Below are 15,538 nucleotides of genomic sequence, written 5' to 3'. Positions count from 1 at the left end.
TGAAAAAGTAAACCGTCTTGGTGAGTAGTTACTCTTAATAATAACTTATTTGAAATCGCCTAAGGAAACAATGTAGTCCTTGCTGCCATCGGTAACCCAGGCATCCAGCTGCGCGGGGTCTTTCATCTGCTGGCCCCGTTGCCGCGGCACGGCAATGTACCCGCACTTAATATCCGGCAAGGCCGACATATCGCTCCAGAGCTTTTCAATCTGGGCCACCGGGTAGATGTCCTCCTGGCCGTGCCCCCAACGGTATTTCACGTCTTTGATGGTCACGTAGGTAGGCATGCGGTGCGCCACACTTCTTACCGCTTTGGCCAGCACGGCCTCCTCCCCCTTCAGATCGGTGCGGGTGAGCCCGAACAAGGCAAGCAGCGGATCAATCTGAATCCAAGTAGTCATGGTATTGTAGTAGCTCAGGTTCAGCTCGTCTTCCTCCCGTGGCTGGGCCAGGCCTTCCAACAAGCGCACTTTTCCGTTCACGCGGGCCAACCCGCCGCCGCGGTCCTCAATGCGGCGTGGCACCACCTCAAAGGTGAGCACATTTCCTGAGTCTAAGTGATGACCCAAAGCTGCAGGGTTGAGATCGGCCCCAAGGGTGTCAATGTTGTGCAGCATAATGGTCTCCAGTTGAGGATTCTCCTCCAGAATCTGCGCCAGCACACCGTTCCGCAGCATGTTGGATACCTCGTACCAATGGCCCAGAGGCGAGAAGCGCTGCGAGGCGATGTTGTCTACATAATCGGAGCCTTCTCCCTTGGACTTGGCCCAGCCAATCATGGCCCTTCTCCCCGCTTCGCGCACTTTCTGCTTGTTTTCGTCCAGGGTCTCCTGCGGCATTTCCTCCCACAAGAACCGGAGGTCGCGCTCCATAGGCACGTACCGCTGCCCGATGGACCGGCCCGTGGACAGATAAACCGGGCCGGCATAACCGTATTTCTGCGTCAGCTCTAGTTTCTTCCGGATGGGTTCATGCGTCAGGTAGCTCGTAGCCACGATGTGCGGCAGCAATGCCCCGTATTTGGCGGACACGGCTTTGGTTTTTGCCAGGTGGATTTCCAGGAAACTCCGGTGCACACCTTCCACCTCCACAAACGGGTTCAGGGCTTTGATCACGCCGGCGCCTTTGGTCCATCGGCTGCCCACGCCAGCGGCTAAACTTAGCACGGCTATCTTCCCGGCTCTAATTGCTTCCTCGCCGGTTTGCGCAGCTTGATCAAGGCTTTCCAGCTTAGCGATGTCTGAAGGCTGCACGTCTTCAATGGTGGTCTCGTTGGGCAGACGGTTGCGGGACAACCCGATGTAGCCTTTCTGCAGTTGCTCCCTAATTTCCTCGTGCTGGATATAATCAAAACCGTTCTCTTTTTTGATTCGGTCGGCTTTCTCATTTTCCTGGCTGCGGCTGCCCTGGCTGGACGGGTCAGACACCTTGAATAGGTTGCTCACGATGGTGCGCAGCAGCGGGTACGCCACGTTGTCCTGCCCGCACCGGGTGGTGAAGAAATCAATCTCTGCCCGCCGCACATAAGAAATGGATTGCGGGTCTTTCTTCACCAGGTCAGAGACGTGGATGCCATAGTACTGCTCAGGCATGAGGGCATCCTGGCCCTGGTGCAGGTAAGACCACGATCCTTTCTCGTTGATGCGCCAATTGTAGACCACCGGCTCCATGGCGAAAGGCAGGGAATCAGACAGCTCGCTTTTGGTGGCCCGCAGAATCTCCAGCACCTGGTGTTTGTAGTCTTCGTACTGATCTGGGTTCACGAACATGCCCATGCCGCCTCCGGACATGCCGCCCAGCATCAGGAAGCCCAGGTAATTCTCCCCGAACTGCTTCTTTGCCCGCCGGATGATTTCCTCGGTGAAGTGCGTGGAAGCCCAAGGAATGATCGTTTTAATAGGCTTTTCAAAATTATGGGCGGTATTCGCGGCCAGCTTTCGTATGTCACCTTCTTTGAGGGCCGCTAGGATGTTATCAAAAACCTGGTTCGTCTGTTGCCGCGCCTCCCACTCGTTCTCGCCGCGGAGCAGGTATTTCTCGGTCACCATTTCCAGGATGGGTCCTACGTTGGAGGCCATGCCGCCATGCATGAGCACGAGCGAGTTCATGAGCTTGTGGGACATTTCGGGATGAATTTCCCCGTTTTGCAATACCCGGTGCCGCGGCAGCAAAGTACCCCGGCTGATGCCTGCCTCAGGGTCACCTTCCTGGGCAAACGTACCCTGGATGGCTTTGATGCCCGGCCACACCCCGCCAGAGTCCTGCCAACCACCGCCAGAACCACCAATCCACTCACCCAGAATGGCCCTTGAGGCCACCAGGCGGCGTTCGCTTTCCTCCAGGCCACCTACCAGATTACGGGTCTGGCCGGTGGCGCGCATGAGCAGGCTGATGATGGAGCCCAGCAGGTTCGTAGACACGGCAAACCTTGAACCCTTGGGAATATCATTTACCCGGGTCACCAGCTCAATACCCATGCCGGGCGCCACGATGCGGGACAGGATTTCAGGTAAAGACTGGTTTGTGCCTTCAAAAGACGGCGGAATCAAACCAGAGGCAATCACCCCGGCTTTCACCAAACTCAGGTAATCGTTCCCGAAATTGAATAGGTCATCCAGTTCGGTAATATCCTTGGAGGTGTTTAAGTCAATACTGGTCAGGCGCAGCACCGGCTCAGGGATTACCCGCACATAGGACTGCAAGGGCGGCCGGATGTCTTTGTCGCGCCCGAACACGCCTAAGTCAATGGAGATATTAAGCACGCGGGCTCCCTCGGGGTAATCCATGCCCAGGAAGAAGATGTCTGACCAGCCGCTGTGGGTCAGGTCCATCCGTACGGAAGTCTGTTCCTCCAAAACCGGGTAGAAAAGCGAACTCTCCTGCCGCTGCAACAACTGCGGGTGAATTCTGATAGGATGCTCCTCCTGGTGCCCTACCCTGAACATCCACTGGTTTCCCTTGCTGGAGCGCACGCTTTTGCGAACCTGGTCGGCCAGGATCTGGAATGACAAATGGTGGTAGCTATCGGCTAAGCCGCTGAACAAGGCCGCGTTGGCACCGTGCGCATCAATTTCCTTGAAGAAGGTAGTAATGGCCTGCTCAAAACGCCGCGATAACAGGTCTTCAAACCCGGCGTACGGGATCTTCCCTGTGGAAGGTGTATCGGCTGATTCCATGAGGAAAAAGCGGAAGCCGGCGGCCAGGAAAAGAATGGCGCGTACTTTATCGTATAAACTAGGAGTGGTTTTCCTGAATTCATCCAACTCCCGCAACGCCTGGAACAGCTCTCTAGAGGAAAGCCCTTTGCTCATCTTGAAGAAGGAGCGGTTCCGTTCCTCGGGGTTAGTGGAGGTAATGGTCTGTATAAATATGTTCATCTGGCTCTTTCTATGCAATCTGGAACGTCCTGAATAAAGCGCATTTTATGCCTTAGTTAGTTTTCCGCTGATTGGCCTCGGCCAGGAGTTCCACCATGGACGTAAGGGTTTCATCGTGGGCCTGACCGGCTAAACCAAGAGCAATCTGGGCCTGTAGCAAGCCTTGCTTTTTACTGAGATCATAGCGGTTGCCTTTGACTTCCAGCGCCAGGTATTTCTCCGTGGCAGCCAATTCCTGCAAAGCGGGCGTGAGTTGTACGTTTTGGCTGCCGTTTTTCAGATTTGCTTCCAAAATACCGAAAACCGTAGGCGTTAAAACGTGCATCCCGAAGAAGCAGAGGTAATAACCGGCTCTTAAGCCAGGAGTCTGCAGTTCCAGCTCGGCGATGCTTAAAGAAGGTTTCTCAATGATCCGGTCAATTTGGTAAACTCCTTTCTGGTTAGCCAGGTGCTTGCCCGTTAAGGTGCCGTACCGATGGATCTGGTGCTCAATGGTGGGATTTACCGCCGATACCGCGCAACCCTCCTGCACGGCCAGGTTGATCAACTGGGTAGTACAACGTTGGCGTTGCAGGTCAGAAACATATAAATGGTCGCCCAGCAGAAGCAAAAAAGGTTCTTCTTTGACAAAATCGCGGGCGCAGTAAACCGCGTGTCCAAAACCCAACGGCTCAGTCTGTTCTACAAACTGGAGGCGGGTGCGCAGGTTGTCTACTTTTTCGGCTTCTTCTTTGGCCCAATCGGTGCCGGAGAAAGACTCAATAAGGTTATTTCGGAGTGAGGTGAAAGCCTCCTGGTAGCGCGGACCGTCACCGGGGGCGCAGACCACGCAGATTTCCTCAATGCCACTGGCAAAAGCCTCCTCGGCAATGATCTGGATAACGGGTTTGGACAGGCCGTCAATGTCCACCACTGGTAACATGGCTTTCTGAACGGTATCAGCTACGGGGTATAGTCTTTCGCCGCGGGCGGCCGCTGTAATGACAGCTTTTCTTACTTTCATAATCAGGTATGATATCAGTGATTTGGGGAATCAGCAAAATATTCCAAGTACTAATTAAGCATATAATCTTGGAAATGCATGAATAAGGGAAAAGTATAAAAGGCTGCTGATATCTTTACCTGCAGGAGCTCCTTGAAAACTTGTTATTTATAATTGGGAGATTTTCCTGTTTTCAATCTATTTCTGTTAAAAGCCCCTGGAAACGCTTGACTATAGTCGCTCTAGAAAACCCTGCATTTTGTCATAATGAGAGCCTTTCCAATACACCCGCTGGCAAATGGGGCATTGGTAGAATTCCTGAAAATACACTTTGGTCTTGGGTTGTAGCAGGGGCAAAACAGATTCTTTTGGAACCTCAACAATGCTTCCATTACACGCCATACACCGGGTAAATGGCTGAATTTGGGATTTAAGTCCAAACCTTTTCATCACTTCCGCTAATTGCGTTTCCAAATGCTGAGACCTTAGCCAGTAGCCCCACACAACTACTTTTTGTTTGAGCAGGCCGATATCCCTGGTAAGCACAATTCGCTGTTCCTGGGCGGCAAGCTGCCCTATGGTTTGGTCATCATATTGGTTCTCGTAAAGGGTATCAAACCCCAGCAAACGCAGGTAACGCGCCAGTTTTCCCAGGTGCACATCCAGCACAAAACAGGCAGGTACCGGGCTCTTTATCTGCAATGGAGGCAGCCTTTCGTAACTCTCTTCACAAACTACCGGATACGCCTCTACCCGTGCTCCATAAGGTAAGGAATCCAGGAACGCGGCGGGCTGGTTATCAAGAAGAATGCTTCCGATTTCGGGATGAGGTACGCCTAAGGCTTCTAAAGCGTCTTTGAGGGCGGGTGCTCCCGTGAATGAATAGTGTAACCATTGCTGCCTTTGGTGCTTTGGTAAGAAGTCCTGCAGGCGGCCATGGAAAAAGATGTGGGCCATATTCTCCATCCTTTACTCCTACTAAGAAAGCCCTTAAAAGTTCCTGCCGCCAGGTTGTGAATGATAAAACAGGCTATACGCTTTGCTGTATTTGGATTGGCGGCTTACCCATCCAAAACAAAACCTTCTCCTGAAGGGTTATTTATTTAACCACCACAAAATTTCAAGCCTTTTCCTTTGCAAGTACCCATTGTTCTTTACTGGTTCCGGCGTGATCTCCGGCTGACAGATAATGCCGGACTTTACCATGCGCTCACCTCGGGTTTTCAGGTGCTGCCGATTTTCATTTTTGATCAGGATATTTTAGACCAGTTTCCCTCGGGCCCAGATCGTAGGGTGGAATTTATCCATCAAACCTTGTCAAATATATCCCAGGAGTTGCAAGCCTTGGGTTCTACCATGGTAGTTAAGTATGGCAAGCCCCTGGAGGTGCTGCAAACACTCACAGAGCAATACAAAGTGAGAGCCGTGTACGCGAATCATGACTACGAACCCGCCGCTATTGCCCGGGACCAGGATGTGGCAAGTTTTCTGGAGGAGAAAGGGATCGCTTTCCGGACTTTTAAAGACCAGGTGATTTTCGAGAAAAAGGAAGTGGTGAAGGACGATGGGACGCCTTATCGGATGTTTGGGGCCTACCGGAAAAAGTGGATGAGCACGCTTTCAGACTTCTACCTTTCTTCTTACCCTACAGAAAAGTACCGGCAAAACTTTCTCCAATCTGGTACCCAGCCCATCCCCAGTTTAGAGTCGATGGGCTTTGCACCTAGCGGGGAGCCCCTCTTCCCTCCTGCCCAACTGCCTGAAACTATCATCAGAACTTATGAATTAACCCGGGATTTACCTGCATTGGCGGGCACCTCAAGGTTGGGGCTGCACCTGCGGTTCGGGACGGTGAGTGTGCGCGAACTGACCAGAAAAGCCCTGGAACTGAATTCCGTCTGGCTGGGAGAACTGATCTGGCGCGAGTTCTTCATGATGATTCTTTTCCATTTTCCGCAGGTGGCCAGCCGGCCCTTTAACCTGGAGTATGAGCACATGGTCTGGCTTAACCAGGAAGATCAGTTTGAGCGTTGGTGCAATGGCACAACCGGTTACCCCATTGTGGATGCCGGCATGCGGGAACTCAACGCCACTGGTTTCATGCATAACCGGGTGCGCATGATAGCGGCCAGTTTTCTGGTAAAGCACCTGCTCATTGACTACCGATGGGGCGAGGCTTATTTTGCCCAGAAATTGCTGGATTACGACATGGCCGCGAACAACGGTAATTGGCAATGGTGTGCCGGAACCGGTTGCGACGCCGCGCCGTACTTCAGGGTTTTCAACCCTGAGACCCAGGCCAAGAAATTTGACAAGAGCCAGGAGTATATCAAAAAGTGGGTACCGGAAGTGGGCACCTCCGCTTATCCTTCACCCATGGTAGACCATGCCTTTGCGAGAGAAAGGGCCCTTAAGACATATAAGGCCGCCTTAAACCAAGCAAGGGGAATTGCTGAGGACAATCGGTAATACCCATCTTAATTCCGAAGTTTTCAAAAGTCATAATCCGTAATGCTTACCCATGATAGGCCCTCTGATTAAAAGCTGTTTTTGAGAAAACCGCCCCAAAACGGAAATAAATTCTTGAGTATAGTATCCTGAAGGTAACAGCGTTGTGACAACTTCTTCGCTGGAAAAGGGTACATCCATAGACCATAACATATTTACTACTATGGCAGATACACCAAGAACATTTAACCCCAACTATAGCCTTGGGGCCGATTTAACGGTCAATCGTATGGGATTTGGGGCCATGCGCATCACTGGCGAAGGCATCTGGGGACCACCCAAAGACCGGGAAGAGGCCATCAGGGTATTGCAAAGAACCGTAGAACTGGGTATCAATTTTATTGACACCGCTGATTCTTACGGTCCCAACATCTCCGAGGAACTCATTGCCGAGGCCCTGTACCCTTACCCCAAAGACCTGGTCATCGGCACCAAAGGTGGTTTGCTGCGCACCGGTCCTAACCAATGGCCCATCAATGCCAAACCAGACCATTTAAAGGAGGCGCTGGAAGGAAGTCTGCAGCGCCTGAAACTTGACCGGATTGACTTGTACCAGCTGCACCGCGTAGATCCCGAGATTCCGTTTGAACAGACGCTGGAGTTTCTGCAGGACGCCCAGGAACAAGGCCTGATCAAGCACATCGGGTTGTCTGAAGTGAACGTTGAGCAGATCCAGATTGCCCAAAAGTACGTGGAGATTGTATCGGTGCAGAATATGTACAGCTTTGACAACCGTAAGTGGGAAGCAGAGCTCATGTACTGTGAAGACAACGCCATGGCCTTTATCCCGTGGTACCCGCTGGGCGGCGGGAACATGAAAGCGCAGGAAACCTTGGATCAGGTAAGCCAAAAGTACGAAGCCACGCCCCACCAGATTGCCCTTAGCTGGCTCCTGCATCGGTCACCCAACATCCTGCTAATCCCCGGGACCTCCAAAGTGAAACACCTAGAGGAAAATTTTAAAGCGGCATCCATCCCCTTGTCTGAAAAAGATTATGAAGCTTTGAACCAAATTGGAGCAGACACTTTCATTAGTTAGCCTTTTTCAAAAGTAATAACTGTAAAAGCCGAAGGCATGAACCGCATAGTTGGGTTGCAAACCGAGGAATTAGCTTCCCGTTTCTAAGGTATTTTGTTCAGATTTGAGATAAAATACAATACCAGTACTTTTGATTAAAGAAAAGCAGCTAGGTGTTTACAGATACAAAAAGAGAGGAACAGATTAACTGTTCCTCTCTTTTTGTTATGCTTAATAAATCTCTTAATTGAGCCAATTCATTCTACTCTATTGAAATGGTTCCTCAAAGTTTATTAAAGTAAAATAAGGCTTAGCTTTTACCCCAGTTCCTCTCCAGGAAACCGGCTCTACCAGAACCTACATAATATCTTCCGTAATGGCTGGGGTTCTTCTTATAATAATCCTGGTGGTATTCCTCGGCGCGGTAAAAAGGTGCGGCCGGAAGAATAGGCGTCACAATGGGGCTTTCAAAAGGACCGTTTTTCTGGATTTCTTTTTTAGAAGCCTCGGCTTGCGCTTTCTGCTCCTCTGAGTGGTAAAAGATAGCGGTTTTATAGCTTGAGCCCCGGTCACCGAACTGCCCACCGGCATCGGTGGGGTCAATAGCCTCCCAGAAAATGTTGAGAATCTCTGGGTATGAAATTACCTGAGGGTCAAAAGTTACCTGTACCGCCTCGTAATGGCCCGTAGTCTCGGAACAAACCTGCTCGTAGGTAGGATTGGGAACGTGACCGCCGGTGTAACCAGAGACAACTTCTATGACCCCCTCGTACTTGTGAAAGGGTTTCACCATGCACCAGAAGCAGCCGCCCGCAAACGTGGCGATTTCATATGTTTCATCTTTTTGCGTAGTGTCTTCCATATTGGTATTTAATATCAACGGAGTTTATTCTCTCTAAACTCTTTCTTGGTGCTTTTGTTGCGGCACAGCAAACTTAGGGAACCTCCTAGAATTCCAAAAGAAACCTTAACCTGATGTATCAGGATTCGCTTTCTTATATCAAACATTTATTTAAGTCAATTAATTAGAATAGGTTTTGGCGTATCAATTAAAAATAAAAACTAATGCTCAAAACCATAAATTATCCTTTATAAATCAGTTTTCAAGCCTCCATTTACAGACTTATTTTCTTAAAACAGCTACAAAACAGGATTAAAAATCAAGCTATAAAAAAGCATTCAACCCTGTTTCAGTTAGCTTTTGGTTACAGCTAATTTCTACAAATCCCGTTAAAGGGAAAACGTCACCAATTTAAACAGCCATGCACTATTTGCTACAGCACCAAGGTTCTGAGGAGATTGCCAAACCTGCCTTAGGGGGAATTGAAGAAACCATTATCCAAGGGGTACAGGGCTTGAAACTGTTTATTGAGTCTATTGGGGCCTTAATTATTGGTATAGGAGTGCTCATAGCCCTCTTTTATCTGGTGAAAGGCCTGATCCCGCCGCAGGTGGAAAGTTACAATAAAATCAGGTTGGTGCTGGCCCGCTATCTGGCGCTGGCTCTGGAATTTCAATTGGGAGCAGATATCCTCTCCACGGCCATTGCCCCTACCTGGGACCAGATTGGTAAACTAGGTGCCATTGCAGTCATCAGAACGGCGCTCAACTTCTTCCTGGCGCAGGAAATGAAAGAAGAAAGAAAGGCCGAACAGGAACCTGCCCAGGACCGGGGTCTGGTACCGGAACCAAAGGAAAAGAAGGACTCTCCTTCAGCGTAATATTTACAGCCTCAAACTGGTAGTCCCTTTCCTGAACCTCTGCTTTAGTCGTTCCGGGAAGACAAGCTTTTGGCCCGTTTTAGTAAAATCAGCCGTTAAGCGCGGAGCTATTGTACTGAAGCAGTTGCTTTCTCTCTCCGCTGGATGGCAATATAAATGGCGTCCAGAATACGCTGCCGGATTTTCATGGAGATCAGTTTATCAGAGACTTTGGGGTGCACCCGGTTAGAGAGGAAAACATACACCAGCTCGCTTTTGGGATCAACCCAGACGCAGGTTCCGGTATAGCCTGTATGGCCGTAGGTCTGTGGCGAAGCCAATTGGGAAGGGTACATTTTAGTGGAATCCGGGTCCCAGCGGTCAAAGCCCAGACCCCGTCGGCTCACCGCCGATTGTTTTTTCGTGAACAGGTCCACCGTCTCTGGGGTGATGTAGTTTCTGCCACCGTAGGTGCCGCCGTTCAGCATCATCTGGTAGAGAATGACCAGATCATTGGCTGTGGCGAAAAGACCTGCGTGCCCAGATACCCCGCCCATTCGGGCCGCCCCGCCGTCATGCACGTAGCCGCGGAGCAAGGTTTTCCGGAAAGTGTTGTCAAACTCGGTAGGTACAATACGGCTTTGGGGGAATCGGTTCAGGGGCAGATAGCCGGCTGTCTGCATGCCTAAAGGACCATAGAACTGCTTCGCCACGAAGGTATCCAATGAGGTTTGGGCTTGCCGCTCCACCGCCTCCTTCAGGTAGAACATGCTCACATCGGCGTACACGTATTTGCCTTTTACGCCCATTTTGGCGTTGAGCATGCGCGGCCAGAGCACGGTATCAAAATAGTCCTTCCGGATAAAAGCGCTGTCCGATGCTTTGACCGTGTATTGCGGCGTTGGGATACGGCTTACATCCTGCGCCTGCAATGGCAGGTACACCCCGGCCGGCAAACCCGACTGGTGCAATAACAAATCCCTGATTTTGATGCCTGCCTTATTGGTGATCCTGGCCGAGGGCACGTAATACCCGAAAGAAGAATCAAGGGCTATTTTTTGCTGGTCATACAGGTTCATGATGGCCATGGTGGTGGCCGAGATCTTGGTCAGGGAGGCGACATCGTAGATATCAGAGACCTGGGTGGCCTGGGTGTTTTCATAGGTGTGCGAGCCATAGGCCTTCTGAAAAATGACCTTCCCGTTTTTGGCTACCAGCACCACCGCCCCCGGCGTGGCCTGCGCCCGAATGGCCTCGGCCATGATGGCGTCAATTGGGTCCTGCAGTTCAGAGGTCTTAACGCCTACTTCTTCCGGCACGCTGTACTTGAGCCTTATGGCTTTTGTTTTGAATCCCAGGGCTTTCCTGTATTTAGCGGAATAATCCTGTGCCAGAGTATTGGAAGCAGACACCCCCCCGAAAACCAACTGCGCCGCAAAACCTGCGGCCGCCGCAGATTCTTCTTTGCCCCAGATAAGCGGCACAGTTAAACCATCTACCAACTCCAGGTGCTCAGGATCACCGAAAGCCGCCACCACCAGTTGTTTACGCCGCTGCAGTTCCAGCAGAAGGTTGAGGTTGCGCGGCTCATCCAGCGCGGCGGCCCCTACCTGCACAATCACGGTTTGGTAAGCGGCAAGGTCGCTCAGGAGCCGGTCAAAAGAAGCATCCTGGGCATAGGCCGCGGCGGGAAAAGCGGTGACGGCCGTATACTTGTTCAAAAGGCTGTCAAACTGGGCGGCATAGGTAACCTGCAGGGAGACACTGGCTATCTTCTGTTCCAGGTTCTTGATGGGCACCAAACCAGTCTGGTTGTTCAGAAGGACCGTGTTCTTTGCCGCTTCTTTGTGTTGCTGCAACCAAGTCTGGTTTTTTCTATTCTCAATCCGCTGGGCTTTGGTGCCGCAGGAAAACCCGGTAATCAGGAAAAGGATGAGAACAATCTGGGTGAGTATTTTATTAGGGAAAATAGTGAATCGCATGCTATGAATAATGACCTGACAGCCCAAGGCAGAAAAATGTATCTGGTTTTCTGGGCCCCTGTAAAACAGAAAGATAGGCAAAACTTCTACAATTGCCTTTCGCAAAAATATCTGAAGGATTGATATGAGGGCTGCCTTAACAGATAAACTTTAAACCCTGTACTATATTTTGCCTTTGGCCGGGTTAAGTTTTGTCTCTTGTTGTAAAGGCTGTTTTTCAGAAAACAACCTCAAAAAAGCCTCCATTTGCCTAAAGGTTTCCGGCCATGGTTACAATAAACCCACCTCTTCCGTATAGGTTGTAAAACCAAGAACAAAACTATGGAACTCTCACTCACTACCCACCAGAAAGCTTTGGCCATGGGTGCCATTGCGGGCATGCGCGCCATGACTGCCCCGGCAATTCTCGCCAACCATCTCTCAGATTCTCCCTCCCTTAGCCTAGCAGGGTCTAAGCTAAACTATTTGCAAAAATCTGGAGTGGCTACGGGCATGCAGATCCTGGCCGTGGCAGAAATGTTCGGTGATAAATTTCCGCAGGTGCCTAAACGCATAGTACCCATAGAATTGCTGCCCAGGGTTTTCTCGGGGGCTTTGGTGGGCGCTACCATTGCGGAGGTAAACGGGGAAAGCAGGGTTACAGGAGGTTTGTTGGGCATAGTGGGTGCGGTGGCCTCTAGCTATGCCTTCTATTTCCTGCGCAAGAAATTAGGCAAAGCTACCAAACTGCCAGATGCAGCACTGGCTCTGGCAGAGGATGCTTTAGCAGTGAAACTGGGCACCTCCATCTTAAGGTAGCCTTCAAATTAGAAGCCTTATTTACTTTTCTATCCTCCTGATTGAGGGTTAACGGCTCATTTCAACTTGGCTTTTAACCTCCTTCAGGAGGACAGAAAAAATGAAGGTAGTTCCGACGAGGCCTTTTCAGGAAATTACCCGGGGGAAGATTAACTATCCTCCTCTTCCTCTTCCACAAATTTGCCGTGCTTGGGAATGGCAATGGTGTCAAAGTCCCGCACCAGCTTCCGAAGGCCAAGGGTAAGTGCCGTGCCAGACATGTGCTTACCGTGTCCGGGCACCATTAGGTTGGGTCTGAGCAATTCCAGTTTCCTCGCTGATTCCCAAGCGGCCTGCCAGTCGGTGGTGAAATAGCGGGGCGGCCCTTGTACCTCCTCGGTTTGCAGCAGTACCTTGTAGAAAGAATCCTGTTTGACGGTGATTACGGCATCGGCTGAGATCAAGGTACGGTCTACCTCCCTAAAAAGCGCCACCTGGCCTGGCGAATGGCCAGGCGTAAGAACCCATTGCCAACCCGGTAACCCCGGTACCTCTCCGCCTTCTGGCAAGGGCCGCAGAATAGCTTCGTTTATGTTGATGGGTTCATTGGGATAGATAGAAGCAATCTTAGCCAGCACCCCTCCTTCCACGGTTGAGTCTGGCTCAGGGTAGGCTTTACGGCCAGTAAGGTAAGGAAACTCAAATGGGTGGGCGTATACCAGCACCTGCCAATGCTCCAGCAAGCCCTTGAGGCTGCCCACATGGTCAAAATGGCCATGGGTGAGGATGATGGCAGCCGGTTGGTTATCTTTCCCGAAAACTGCCTCCACTACCTCCAGGATCTCCTCTGTGCATTTAGGCATGCCGGCATCTACCAGCACCCAGTGCGAAGGGGTACCCACCATCACAAAATTCACGATCTGGTTTGTGCAATAATACACATCGGGGCAGACCTGCCAGATTTTACCGGAGGAAACCGATGACATGGGAATGAACTTGTAATCCTGGCCAACGCGTACATTAGCATCCATAGGAATCAGGTTTTGGGAAGGGAAATTCGCATGTACCTCAAGAACCAAGTACCTCTGCCCTTTATTCAAGAAAATAGGAAAAGATACTTTCAGCGTCTGCCGCAGACCAGCGCTCCACCGAAAGCCCGCGCGGTTTTCGCTTTGTTTTTCAGAAATCGGGGTCTAACAAGAAATGGCTTTCCTTATTTTATCTCACTGCTGTTGGCTTTGCTTTAAAAGCCAACATGTTCATTTGCTTTATACCAGATAGGTTTATTTTAACGGACATATGCCAAGGCCGTTCAGAAAGCCCATGTTTTTAAGGCTTATTTTTAGAAAATCAGTATTTATCCGGAGGCTTATTTCAGCCCAGTCCGGCTTCTTTGGCCAGTGCCACCAGATCTGCTACGTTGGAGGTGCCTAAGCGCGACTGGATGTTCCGCCGATGGGTATTTACTGTATGTACGCTCAGAAAGAGCTGGTTGGCAATGCTTTTGGAGCTTCTGCCCTGGCACACCAGGCAAAGGATCTCAATCTCGCGCTTGCTAAGGCTCCTGATGAGGAGTTCGTTTTTGAGCCGGAGGTTCTCCTGCAGGGCGGTAATCAGTTGTTTGTCGGTGTTCATGCGCGGGCTCATGTCTACATCCACGCAAAGGATTTCTTTTACCTGACCATCTTGTTCATGCGAGAAGGCCTTGGCCCACCCCATAAACCATTTGTATTCTTCCTGCTCTTTGTGTTTGGCCCGGAAAACACCCCCAAACTCGGCCCCCGTGAATTCATGGTAATGGGCAATGCTGTCATCGGGTATGTTCAAGTCCTCGGGGTGTACAATCTGCTTCATGTACTCCAAACCGCCCATGCGCTTGATTTCCTCAAGGGAATAGCCCAGCGTTTCCTCATTGGTCTTGTTGCACCAGACTACTCCTTCCTGCAGGTCAGAAAGGTAGATATTGGCCGGTACCTCATGCACTACCCGCTCCAGAAAGGCGCACTTTTCCTCTAGTTCACGCACCTTTTGCTCTAATTCCTGCAATTTGTCTAAAGAGGGTACCTTGGTCATGGGGATTGATCTAAGGGTTTACTTCTGGCCCAAGAAGTAACCGGTATGTTTGGTTCTACTCTTAGGTATGCTGTTTTTTGATTTGAAAACCTGATCAAAACTACCTTTTACATAAGCAGTAAAACCATTCTTCTGCCGGTTTAATCCCGGCAAAGTGAAACCCTAAATTAGTATTCTTCAGCAGCATGAACAAACCTCCTTATCGGTTTCACTACGTTTTATTTACAATTTGAGGCAAAATGGAGAAAATAAAGCAGAAATTTTGCAAAAAACCATAATGGTTGCAGAAATTATTAGCCGAAATCGAATCAAGAGCAGCAAAAAAATATGAATTGCAAGTAGAACTTACATTTTGCCAAAGGTGGCCTCTTAAGTGGTGGGACCTGTCTCTTGCTGCAATGAGAATTGGGGTAATTCCTGCACTTCACCCACGCCCAATGCCCCTAGGATTATGGACCCTATCCTTACCCTGATGAGGCGCAGTGTAGGAAAGCCCACGGCAGCGGTCATTTTCCGGACCTGCCGGTTTTTGCCCTCGGTGAGCGTGATGGAAACCCAGCTGGTGGGGCCGTGCCTATCGTCGCGGACGCGGCGAGAACGCACCGGAACGTCTGGGGCTGGATCTAGCCTGGAGGCTGAGCAGGGCAAGGTAAAATAGGGCTGCTTTTCATGCGCGATCTCAATGCCACCCTGCTGTAAACGGGCTATTGCCTCTGGCGTGATGAGGCCGTCTACCTGCGCATAGTATTCTTTCTCCACCTTGCGGCCCCGCACGTACTCGCTCATCTTGCCGTCGGTAGTAAGCAACAAAAGTCCTTCGCTGTCCTGGTCCAACCGGCCGATTGCCATGGTCCCCGCTGGAAAATCGTATAAGTGCCCTAACAGCTTCTTGTTCTTCGGGCTTCCGATGAACTGACTGAGGTAGCCGAAGGGCTTGTGCAGGATGAAATGGCGGTGGAGGGTTTCTGGCAGGGTCAAGGAAAAGGGTATTTTAGGGCAAATTTCCGGAAAACAGGCCAGAATCGGAAATACCGGCGAAATGCTCTTTTGAGCAATGGATTGTTTTCTTTTTTAGGGCTCCTTTTCTTAAAAGAGGCTTAAAACCATATAGCGCTCTTTC

General features: G+C 50.5%; 12 protein-coding genes. 4 read left to right on the top strand and 8 right to left on the bottom strand.

The window, feature by feature from the left end; all coding sequences use genetic code 11:
* Positions 1–45: 45 nt before the first annotated feature.
* From J3P35_RS12005 to J3P35_RS11995, 3 genes are all read right to left on the bottom strand, one after another.
* Positions 46–3,378: a UTP--glucose-1-phosphate uridylyltransferase gene (locus tag J3P35_RS12005; protein ID WP_210464834.1), complete on the bottom strand. Its 3,333-nt coding sequence runs from the start codon at positions 3,376–3,378 to the stop codon at positions 46–48.
* Positions 3,379–3,430: 52 nt separating this feature from the next.
* Positions 3,431–4,381, bottom strand: a complete 951-nt coding sequence (locus tag J3P35_RS12000) for a UTP--glucose-1-phosphate uridylyltransferase (protein WP_210464833.1) — start codon at positions 4,379–4,381, stop codon at positions 3,431–3,433.
* Between the two features lie 210 nt (positions 4,382–4,591).
* A complete protein-coding gene (locus J3P35_RS11995) occupies positions 4,592–5,317 on the bottom strand; it encodes a Mut7-C ubiquitin/RNAse domain-containing protein (protein ID WP_246850195.1) in 726 nt (241 codons plus the stop codon).
* 177 nt (positions 5,318–5,494) lie between these two features.
* On the opposite strand from J3P35_RS11995, the gene J3P35_RS11990 reads away from it, so the two are divergent.
* A complete protein-coding gene (locus tag J3P35_RS11990; protein ID WP_210464831.1) occupies positions 5,495–6,829 on the top strand; it encodes a cryptochrome/photolyase family protein in 1,335 nt (444 codons plus the stop codon).
* Between the two features lie 202 nt (positions 6,830–7,031).
* Positions 7,032–7,907, top strand: a complete 876-nt coding sequence (locus J3P35_RS11985; protein WP_210464830.1) for an aldo/keto reductase — start codon at positions 7,032–7,034, stop codon at positions 7,905–7,907.
* A 289-nt stretch (positions 7,908–8,196) separates the two neighbouring features.
* Here J3P35_RS11985 and msrA read toward each other — a convergent pair whose 3' ends face one another.
* Positions 8,197–8,748: a peptide-methionine (S)-S-oxide reductase MsrA gene (gene msrA / locus J3P35_RS11980; protein ID WP_210464829.1), complete on the bottom strand. Its 552-nt coding sequence runs from the start codon at positions 8,746–8,748 to the stop codon at positions 8,197–8,199.
* Between the two features lie 400 nt (positions 8,749–9,148).
* Here msrA and J3P35_RS11975 point away from each other — a divergent pair, with 400 nt between their 5' ends.
* Positions 9,149–9,607: a DUF1622 domain-containing protein gene (locus J3P35_RS11975; RefSeq protein ID WP_210464828.1), complete on the top strand. Its 459-nt coding sequence runs from the start codon at positions 9,149–9,151 to the stop codon at positions 9,605–9,607.
* 107 nt (positions 9,608–9,714) lie between these two features.
* On the opposite strand, the gene J3P35_RS11970 is transcribed toward J3P35_RS11975, so the two are convergent.
* The gene (locus J3P35_RS11970; RefSeq protein ID WP_210464827.1) at positions 9,715–11,568 is read right to left on the bottom strand and encodes a serine hydrolase domain-containing protein; all 1,854 of its coding nucleotides are present in this window, start codon (positions 11,566–11,568) and stop codon (positions 9,715–9,717) included.
* Positions 11,569–11,889: 321 nt separating this feature from the next.
* Between J3P35_RS11970 and J3P35_RS11965 the strand changes: the two genes are divergently transcribed.
* Complete coding sequence (locus J3P35_RS11965) at positions 11,890–12,366, top strand: DUF4126 family protein (protein ID WP_210464826.1); 477 nt, start codon at positions 11,890–11,892, stop codon at positions 12,364–12,366.
* Positions 12,367–12,515: 149 nt separating this feature from the next.
* Here the strand turns inward: J3P35_RS11965 and J3P35_RS11960 are convergent, their stop codons facing one another.
* The 3 genes from J3P35_RS11960 to J3P35_RS11950 all read right to left on the bottom strand — a co-directional run bounded on the left by J3P35_RS11960 (position 12,516) and on the right by J3P35_RS11950 (position 15,396).
* Complete coding sequence (locus tag J3P35_RS11960; RefSeq protein WP_210464825.1) at positions 12,516–13,376, bottom strand: MBL fold metallo-hydrolase; 861 nt, start codon at positions 13,374–13,376, stop codon at positions 12,516–12,518.
* A 343-nt stretch (positions 13,377–13,719) separates the two neighbouring features.
* Positions 13,720–14,418 (bottom strand): LuxR C-terminal-related transcriptional regulator, encoded by a 699-nt coding sequence (locus J3P35_RS11955; protein ID WP_210464824.1) that lies wholly within the window; start codon positions 14,416–14,418, stop codon positions 13,720–13,722.
* Positions 14,419–14,787: 369 nt separating this feature from the next.
* Entirely contained in the window at positions 14,788–15,396 is a 609-nt protein-coding gene (locus tag J3P35_RS11950) for a pseudouridine synthase (protein WP_246850193.1), read from the bottom strand.
* Positions 15,397–15,538: the final 142 nt, after the last annotated feature.

The sequence above is a fragment of the Rufibacter roseolus genome (assembly GCF_017916365.1).
GTDB classification, from domain to species: domain Bacteria; phylum Bacteroidota; class Bacteroidia; order Cytophagales; family Hymenobacteraceae; genus Nibribacter; species Nibribacter roseolus.
Note: the sequence above shows the minus strand (reverse complement) of the source record. Positions and strands in the feature narration are given on the sequence as shown.